At 59.1% G+C, this 8,902-nt stretch carries 5 protein-coding genes and 2 pseudogenes; 2 read left to right on the top strand and 5 right to left on the bottom strand.

Annotation, left to right across the window (positions count from 1 at the left end):
* Nucleotides 1-551 precede the first annotated feature (551 nt).
* From P3T40_RS44625 to ligD, 4 genes and pseudogenes are all read right to left on the bottom strand, one after another.
* Nucleotides 552-1,256, bottom strand: a complete 705-nt coding sequence (locus P3T40_RS44625) for an H-NS family nucleoid-associated regulatory protein (protein WP_429274043.1) — start codon at nt 1,254-1,256, stop codon at nt 552-554.
* Between the two features lie 330 nt (nt 1,257-1,586).
* Entirely contained in the window at nt 1,587-2,393 is an 807-nt protein-coding gene (locus P3T40_RS44620; RefSeq protein WP_429274042.1) for a tetratricopeptide repeat protein, read from the bottom strand.
* 29 nt (nt 2,394-2,422) lie between these two features.
* Nucleotides 2,423-3,345, bottom strand: a pseudogene (locus P3T40_RS44615) (Ku protein).
* Nucleotides 3,346-3,439: 94 nt separating this feature from the next.
* A complete protein-coding gene (gene ligD / locus P3T40_RS44610) occupies nt 3,440-5,950 on the bottom strand; it encodes a DNA ligase D (protein WP_429274041.1) in 2,511 nt (836 codons plus the stop codon).
* A 346-nt stretch (nt 5,951-6,296) separates the two neighbouring features.
* Here ligD and P3T40_RS44605 point away from each other — a divergent pair, with 346 nt between their 5' ends.
* A complete protein-coding gene (locus tag P3T40_RS44605; protein ID WP_429274040.1) occupies nt 6,297-6,998 on the top strand; it encodes an SOS response-associated peptidase in 702 nt (233 codons plus the stop codon).
* 167 nt (nt 6,999-7,165) lie between these two features.
* Complete coding sequence (locus P3T40_RS44600) at nt 7,166-7,474, top strand: hypothetical protein (protein ID WP_429274039.1); 309 nt, start codon at nt 7,166-7,168, stop codon at nt 7,472-7,474.
* A 179-nt stretch (nt 7,475-7,653) separates the two neighbouring features.
* On the opposite strand, the pseudogene P3T40_RS44595 reads toward P3T40_RS44600, so the two are convergent.
* Nucleotides 7,654-8,820 (bottom strand): annotated as a pseudogene (locus tag P3T40_RS44595) (OB-fold nucleic acid binding domain-containing protein); the annotation flags it as partial.
* Nucleotides 8,821-8,902 lie beyond the last annotated feature (82 nt).

Genomic DNA, 8,902 nt, shown 5'->3' with positions numbered 1-8,902 from the left:
ACGTTAACATCACACTCCGTCGTTTACAAGCGCAATTCGTCACCGGGTGCGAGCAAGTTATCGGCCCATCTTCCCTGCAGGTTCACAGCCAGCGGTGCACAGACGCCCTCGTGCTCGCCCCAGGTTATTGAGAAGTTACCAGCCGAGGCCGCGAATAGCGAAAGTTGGGCTAGGCGACGTGATGAAGGACGATACGGCGAGCGAGCCGCTGCGCGGAATGGCGGCAGCAGCTATTGCGGAAGTGCGCGGCTTGGTCGTGGCAGAAAACCGACTTCGAGATGGCCAAGGACATGTATGCCACCGCACTTGAGCTTGGACACCGGGCAGCGGCGTACAACCTTGGCTTACTGGGAGGGGCACTGGGACACGAGTGCTCCCGGCGATGTCGTCCCCGACAGCATAAAGGCGGCACAGGCCTACAAGCACGGTGGTTCCAACGCAAAGTGCGCCGCCCGTCTGGACGCATTGCGGGCCCGCTCGAGGTAAACCGCGCCAACCGCGCGTGCCGATGCAACGAAAAGCGAGCTCTGAATGCTCGCTTTCACAGTCGCTTAAGCAGCTGCAGCTTCGGGCGCGGCCGCGATATCCGTCGTCGCGCGCACCTTTTCGGCGCCAACCAATTTCTTCGCCGGTGCCTTCTTCGCTGCCGCCGTCTTTGTCGCGCGCTTCTTCGCGACAGCTTTCAGCATGTTCGCAGCGCTTGAATCCGTCGCCGCGCTGCCACCGTCAATCAAAAACCTGGACCGGTCCTTCGCCGAAGCCACCCACTCGGGCGCCCGGCCACGGCCGCTCCAAGTGGCACCGGACTTCGGGTCGCGGTATCTGGCCGGCTGCGGTCCCCGCACGTAATTGCCTGCAGCTTTTGTCGCTGCTTTTGTCGCTGCCTTTGTCTTTGCCTTTGCCTCAGTCGGGGGAGCAGGCGCGGCGCTGGTAACGCTGCTGTCAAACAAGAACTTGCTGCGGTCTTTCACGTTCGCAATCCATCCCGGCGCACGTCCGTGGCCGGACCAAGTTGCGCCGCTTTTCGGGTCTTGATATTTCGCCACGGACGTCACTGTCTTCGCCACTGCTTTGGCGCCAGCCTTCGACCCGCGTTTCCTGCTTCCGGCATATGCGTCGATGTCCGCAGTAGTCAGGCCATGTTTTGCCATCAAACCCCTGATGGTTTCGAGCACTGATGAGGTTTGCTTGCGGATAGCGTCCGCTTGCGCTTGAAGCTTAGCCAGTCGTGCCTGGATTTGTTCGAGTGTTGCCACTGCGGTTGCTCCTGCTGTTGTCAATGACGGCACTATGCCATGCGTCGACTCAGGGAGATAGTGCAACTAGCCGGACCAACGGGTTTCAGAGCTTGCGGCTGCGGAAACGCGTGCCGGGTCGTTAAGTCTACTTGCATCGCTACGCGCTCACGTCGCGTGTGTCTCGCGACGAGCCCTTCGCACCTACCGGCAAACAGGTAGATCGGAGTCCGAAACCGCTCGCTCGGTTACCTGGTATGTTCAAATCGAGTATGGAACCGGTGCGACAAAGCCGGTTTCGTCGGACAAATCGAGCGTCAGGTTCAGTTTCTGGCCGGACGAATAACGCCTTCAGGTGGTCAGCCTTCTATAGGCGTTCAAATGACGTACCAGGCCCTGTGGGTCCCCGCGTTTCTCGAGCAGGATAGCCAGATTGTGATGAGCGTCCGCGTACGTCGGGTCAAGCTCCAGGCAGCGTAGATAACTTCGTTCAGCTTCGTCGGGTCGGCCAATTTCCTCAAAAGCGATTGCCCGGCTGAACTGCAGAACGGCATCTTCTGGAAAGTGAATTAACGCCTCATCGAATACGTGGAGTGCATCTTCGCAGCGTGCTTCGAGTTCGCATAGAAGCGCTCCGAGGTCCACATACGCGGCATAGAACGGACGCGGCGACAGTGCTATCGCCTTTCGATAAGCCTGCTCCGACCCATTGACGTCGGACGTTCTGAGCTGCTCGCCGAGGTCGTACCACTCTTCCGCCTGTTGCTCGACGTTCCTCTGTGTCGGCGAAGTATCGAGAAATACGACATCCCCCTTGATTTCCGCGACTTCGAAATCCAGAAGTAGCTGCCCTGTGACTGCGTCCCACTGCGACGGACCAGTCCGCACGGCGACATCGTTGCCAACCGCCGATATGCGAATCCCTGTAAGTGGCAGTTCGTCGGGCAATGCCTGTCTCAGTCGAGAGAGAGCCGTAATGATTTTGCGCGGCGTTATCCGCGCGGCGCGCAACTGCAGTGCTGTACGAAGCAGAACGACATCCTGAAACGTGAAGCGATATTCGTTTCTCGGTCCGCGCGATGGGGTCACAAATCCCGCGGCGACTAAACCTGTTACCACGGTGCGTGAAACGCTGAGCATGCCCTGCAGCTCGCGCATCGAAATCTCGCGTGCTTTGACCTGTGACGTCACTTGCGGGCCCGCACCTTCGCAGGTGCTTCAGCGGGGGTCTTCGTCGCGCGCGTCGCCGGTTTGCGCGCCCGCGGCGCCACGGGAAGCTCGGCGACGGGCACCGCGCTCTTTCGCGCGGGCGCCGGTGCCACCTTTGACTTCGCGCCCTTCAGGCTCGCGCGCAACGCGTCCATAAGGTCGATGACCTGCCCGCCTGCACCCGTGGCCTCCGTCGGCTCGTGAGTGACAACCTGCTTGCCTTCAATCTTCTCGTCGATAGCGGCGAGGATGCGCTTTTTCTCTTCGTCCTCGTACGCCGTCGGGTCATAGTTGTCTTCGGCGCCCTGCTCGATAATCTGAAGCGCGAGCTTGAGCTCGCTCTCGGAAACCTGAACAGGTTCGATATGCAGGTCACTTAGTGAACGGACCTCATTCGCGTAGAGTAATTGCTGGAAAACGAGGCCGCCTTCCTCGGGGCGCACCTGCACAATTCTTGTCCTTCCTCTGAACGCCCATTTCGCTAGTGCGCAGCGACCGCTCTCAGCAAGCGCTTGCTGCAGCAAACTGTATGGCTTCCCGCCACGCTTGTCGGGAGCAATGTAATAGGCTTTCTCATAAAAGACGGGATTGACTGCCTTCGCCGGGATAAACGCCATTATCTCGACGACGTGACTCGCCCCGTCCTCCAGCTCCTTCAATTCGTCCCCGGTAAATACCACAAATTTGTCCCGTTCAAATTCGTAGCCCTTGTTCATGGCCGAGCGCTCAACAACATCACCCGTTTTTTCCGAGACGTACTGCTGTTTGACGCGCGAACCATCGGGAGCAAGGAGATGAAACCTCACATCAGACGAACTCTCCGTTGCCGCGTAGAGCTTCACCGGGATGGAAACGAGTCCGAAAGAGAGAGAGACAAAGAGGCGATTGAGCGGGCGGCCATGGACTTCTCCTCATGGATAACACGTTCAGTAAGCTGGTAGAGCAAAGCACGTGCCGCCGCTCTCGTGACGGGCCGGCAGTCTGAATCGCTCAAATCATTTTAGGCGCTTTATTGCCGATGCCAACGATTGCCCGGCCGTCCAGTACGTCGCCCAAGGGTCCTCAGTCTGGAAGCTGAGATACTCTCGTGCGGTCCGAACACTCCATTGCGCGCCGCTCTTCAGGTCAGGCAGCTGCTCCCACGAAACTGGTACCGAAACACCCATTCCCGGCCGCGACCGTGCAGAAAACGCAGCAGCGGTAGTCTGACCTATCCCGTTGCGCAGATAGTCGACATATACCTTCCCGATGCGGTTCGCCGCGCCCGATGTCGCCGAGAAGCGCTCGGGGATTGTCTTCGCCAGATGCCGGACGAACGCCCGGGAAAAAGCTTTCACCGACTCATAGTCGAGCTTCGGCATCAGCGGCACGACGACGTGCAGCCCCTTGCCGCCGCTCGTCTTGAGCCAGGCCCCCAACCCTAGCTCATGCAGCAGCGTCTGGACAAGCAGCGCCCCCTCCTGAACATGCGCCCATTTCACACCTTCGCCCGGGTCCAGGTCGAAGATAACCCTGTCCGGCTTTTCGAGCCGACGGACAGTCGAGTTCCAGGTGTGAAACTCCACTGCGTTCATCTGGGCAGCCGACATCAGCGCGTCGACCGTATCGATGGTAAGCAATGGGGAGTGGTTCGGCCACAGCTCACGGTCATGCGCCTTGAGACCCGGCATCCCGGTTCGTTCGGCATGCTTCTGGAAAAATAGCTCACCTGCGATACCATTGGGAGCGCGGACCATCGCCACGGGCCGGTCTTTCAGGTGCGGAAGCATCCAGGCGGCGACGCTCTCGTAAAAGCGCGCCAAGTCGAGCTTTGTTATACCGCTCGACGGGTCGATGATTCGCTCCGGGTGCGTTACCTTGGTTTGAGAGAGCGGCGCACGCATTAACGTCTGCCCGCCCTCGCGGACGACCTGGCGCGGCGGCTTGTCGACGCGCAATCCCTTGAACGACGCCTGCCGCACGAGGCCATCCGCGGTCCACTCGGCAAATTCGACCTCGCCAACCAGCTGGGGGCGAACCCAGCGCTCGCTGCCGGCCGCGCGCCGCGACCAGCGCCGCGGCTTCGCGACGGCGACGTCGAACGGTGCCAAATCCAATTCGAGCGGCGCAAGGCGGCCCCACAGCTCTCGACCGGTTCGAGCGTCCCAGCCGGTGCCCACGCTGCCCGCGTCATGAAGCTTTTTTCCTTCGTAATAGCCGAGCAGCAGGCTGCCAACTTCACCCTCCTTACCGCCTCGCGCCGTGAAGCCGCAGATAACGAACTCCTGCCGCAGACGGCATTTTGCCTTCAACCACGTCTGTGTCCTACCTGACTCATATCGCGCGTCACGGCGCTTCAGCATCAGGCCTTCGAGACCCAATCCTGCGGCAGCTTGAAACACCTGTATTGGCGGAGCCTCGAAGTCCTGACTGAACCGTATGCGGTCACCCTCGCTTTCGAGGAGCCGGGAAAGCAGCGCGCGCCTCGCCCCCAACGGGACGTCCCTCAGGTCCTTCCCGTCGAAGTACGGCAGGTCAAACAGAAAGTAGACGATTTCCTGATTCGCGCTACTGTCCATCGCATTCTGGAGAGCGCCAAAATCGGGCAGACCGTCTTTGAGCACAACAACTTCGCCATCGAGCCAGGCGTCAGAGACAGGAAGCTTCGCGACGTCTTCGGCCAGACCTGCGAGCTTCTTTGTCCAATCGTGGCCGCCGCTTGTGAAAAGGCGCACTCTGCCTTTGTCAACCCGGGCGAGCATACGATACCCATCGAGCTTCGCCTCCGTTATCCAGTCGCCACTCGCGGGTAGTGACGACGCCAGCGTTGCTCGCTGCGGCTCGAGTTTGATTGGAAGCGGCGCGCTGACTGCGGCAGACAGGTCCATTGCCACCTCGCCATCGCGCTCGGGCCGCATAACCTTCGGCTCCCGTTCTTCAAGGAGCCCGAGTGGTTTCGTCGTGACGCTGTCAGGAAGCGCCTTGATGACGTCGTATTCTGCAAGCGGCCGTGCCCACTCGTCGCGCTTCTTGAAGAGCATCCACTGGTCCTGCTTGTCCTCCGGCTTCGATATCCGCACAAGTTCCCACAAACCAGCGAGCTTTTCGCCATGGAGCTGGAAGACCAGCTTGCCGGCGTTCATTCCTTCTTGCGGGTCTCCGACGGCCTCCCACGTTCCTCGGTCCCACACTATCACGGTGCCGGCGCCGTATTGTTTGCGCGGAATCGTACCCTCGAACGTCGAATACTCGACTGGATGGTCCTCTACGCGAACGGCCATCCTTTTTTCCTTCGGGTCGTAGCAGGGTCCTTTTGGTACGGCCCACGAGAGTAGCGCACCCCTCAGTTCAAGCCGGAAGTCGTAGTGAAGCCGGCTCGCCCAGTGCTTTTGTACGACAAACCTAAGGTGTCCCTGACGCGCGGATGCGTTCGTGCTCGACGGGGCGGGTTCGGGTGTGACCTGGAAGTCCCGCATTTTGCTGTAGCGGGACAGAGGTCGAGCGGTCGTATTGCGCGTTGTCACCATGGCTATAGTTTAGTAGCCTCAGGGTTATCGAACTTGGCGAGCGTACCTGTCTCCCTGGTCCGGGTGACGGATACATCTTCGACCAATGGCTTGCGAAATCGGTCTATGGCGTCGACGCGGCACATGGGTAATTGGACGCGACAGGGAAGCTGGCGTTCAAACTTACCAATAAGGGATTCCCGCGTCTTATCGCCGACGGTCAAGGCATTCACGATAACGACACGCGTTGACTGCAACTACGCACACATAGCTAACCTACAGCGAGTGCGCAAGTTGCACGAGGCAGGTTGCGGCCAAGGCCACCAGCCAGTTGACTATCTTATTTATTCCAGGAAGGACGAGACCCATGTGCACGAGCTATGAGTCGAACAATCCGGCGGAACGCTTTGACGCTTTCAGCATTTTTCCCGGAGCGAACTTTGCCTACAATGGTGAGATATACAAAGACTACGGGGCTCCAATTTTCAGGGGCGGTGAAGATGGTTGGTCGACCGACGTAGCGTCGTTCGGCATGGTGCCACGGAAACGAATCCCGCCGCACGTGAGGCCCTACGACACAATGAACGCTCGCGCCGAGACAATCGGCGAAAAGCGAAGCTTCAGCGCAGCATGGAAGCGACTGCAGCTTTGCCTCATCCCATGTCGAACATTTTTCGAACCTAATTATGAGACAGGGAAGCCTGTGCGGTGGCGCATCCGGCTTGCCGGCACCGAGCCGACGGCGATAGCTGGGTTATGGCGTGCATGGGAAGAGCCCGACGGCGTCGCGTCGCTATCTTTCACCATGCTCACGCTGAACGCGGATGAACACCCACTCATGCGGCGCTTTCATAAACCTGGCGATGAGAAGCGCTCCGTCGTGATTATTCGCCCTCGCGAGTATGCCGACTGGCTGTCGTGTCGGAGCACCGACGAAGCGAGGTCCTTTCTCCAACTGTACCCAGCGGACGAGATGCATGCAGAGCCGTTTCCATTGCCGCCAAGAGCACCGAAAGAAAAGCCCTCAGAAGCGAAGCCACCGGAAGATGGGCAGCAATCGTTACTCTAATAAGGCGGCACTTGCCGAGCGGCTGTCCGCAGGTAATCGGCAAATGAAAGGTGACGGCGCAATTCGCATGCATTCGGACTGGACGCCGGTATTTCGAACCGGTAGGCTGAAGCTGCAGGATGAGGTAGTTTGGCTATGCTGGTCCTTAACTACATCGTGGAGCCGCCATGGAAGTGAGCACGGAAACGCTTGTTGAAATGCTACGAGAAGTTGAAGCCGACGACCCAATCGACTTCGCCGACCTTCCATTTGGAGAGCAGGAACTCAGACGTCTCGTTATGAGTTCGCTGGTCAAGCGCCATCATCTGGTTGAAACCGGCATGTCTGGCTCCGACATTCATGCGCTGTACCTGCTGAGCACCGCCAAGCTCGTTCTGGAAAACACAGTGCTCCACGCGAGGTTACTCTTACTCCAGGGAAAACAGGTTGACGTGCAGTCACTGTTGGCCCCTTTTACTCTCAAGGGCAAGCGCTAAGGCGGTCCTGGTGGCCGAGCGGAGTAAGTCATCGAGGGTTAGCAGACAAGATTCACGAATCGTGACGGTCATCGACTGCTGGCGACGACGCGCGGGCCGCCCGCATACTGAAGCTCGACAATCCGGCCATTCCATCGATACCGCACTCACAGATTGACCATCGGGCGAGCCGCCGCCAGTCAGCAAAAATTCCGACTGGTGGACTGGAGTCCTCCCAAAAGATGCGACATGTCAACAAGCCAATGTGCGACCAAGTGTCGGACTTCGCCCTGGCACTGCCATACGCCGTAGACGGCAAGCAACGAGGCACTCAATGCTTCTTTGCGCTGCTTCTCTTGCAGGCTCGGCCAGACAATCACGTTGACGTTGCCGGTTTCGTCTTCGAGCGTCACGAACATAACGCCCTTGGCCGTGCCTGGCCGCTGCCGTACCGTAACAATGCCGCATCCGCGAGCAAGCCTCCCGTCGGGATAGGTGCGCAGGGTCGCAGCGGACATGAGTCGAGCTTCCAGCAACTGTGGACGTAGCAGTTCGACAGGATGCCGACCGAGAGTAAGACCCACCGACCGATAATCTGCAACGATGTCATTCGCTTCGGTCGGTGCGCCGAGGTCGGGTGTTTCGTCCTCCACCGCTGCGACCGCCAGCATGTCTTTGTCAGGAACTGCAGCAACGGATTGCCAAAGCGCTTCCCGGCGATTTCCAGCCAACGAGGACAGCGCATTCGCATCGGCGAGAGCGTGAAGGTCCTTGCGGTCTAGCTGCGCGCGTCGAGCCAGGTCTTTCACGGTGCCGAATGGCCGGACCGCGCGCGCAATCTCGATACGTTCCGCTGCGCCGTCTTTCATACCGCGTAATAGCGACATGCCAAGCCGGACTGCAGGCTGCTTTCCCGACTCCTGCGGAACAAGCACCGAGTCCCATCCGCTGAGCGTCACGTCGACGGGAAGCACCCTCACGCCATGCCGCTGTGCGTCTTGCACGAGCTGTGATGGAGAATAAAATCCCATCGGTTGACTGTTGAGCATTGCAGCGAGAAATGCCTCGGGCTCATGACACTTCAACCAGCTACTCGCATAAACAAGCAAGGCAAAGCTCGCAGCGTGACTTTCCGGAAATCCGTATTCGCCAAACCCCTTGATTTGTTCAAATATCGCCTCGGCGAATGCCTTCTCGTATCCACGTTCCTGCATCCCGTTAACGATTCGGTCATAGTATTTTTCGAGACCACCTTTTCGCTTCCACGCGGCCATCGCGCGCCGAAGCTGGTCGGCTTCGCCGGCTGTGAATCCAGCCGCGAGAATTGCCACTTGCATCACCTGTTCCTGAAAAATCGGGACGGTCAGCGCGAACTGCACACGTGCTCAACGAGCATTTGGGTTGGGCGGAGATCTGTCATCCATTTCATCCGCTTAAGGGCCAACGGTT

The organism is Paraburkholderia sp. EB58 (assembly GCF_050436665.1).
Taxonomy (GTDB): Bacteria; Pseudomonadota; Gammaproteobacteria; order Burkholderiales; family Burkholderiaceae; genus Paraburkholderia.
Note: the sequence above shows the minus strand (reverse complement) of the source record. Positions and strands in the feature narration are given on the sequence as shown.

Coding starts and splice junctions, on each gene's coding strand:
- P3T40_RS44620 (WP_429274042.1), bottom strand. CDS start 2,393: ATGCGCGAGCTGCAGGGCATGCTCAGCGTTTCACGCACCGTGGTAACA.
- ligD (WP_429274041.1), bottom strand. CDS start 5,950: ATGGTGACAACGCGCAATACGACCGCTCGACCTCTGTCCCGCTACAGC.
- P3T40_RS44605 (WP_429274040.1), top strand. CDS start 6,297: ATGTGCACGAGCTATGAGTCGAACAATCCGGCGGAACGCTTTGACGCT.
- P3T40_RS44600 (WP_429274039.1), top strand. CDS start 7,166: ATGGAAGTGAGCACGGAAACGCTTGTTGAAATGCTACGAGAAGTTGAA.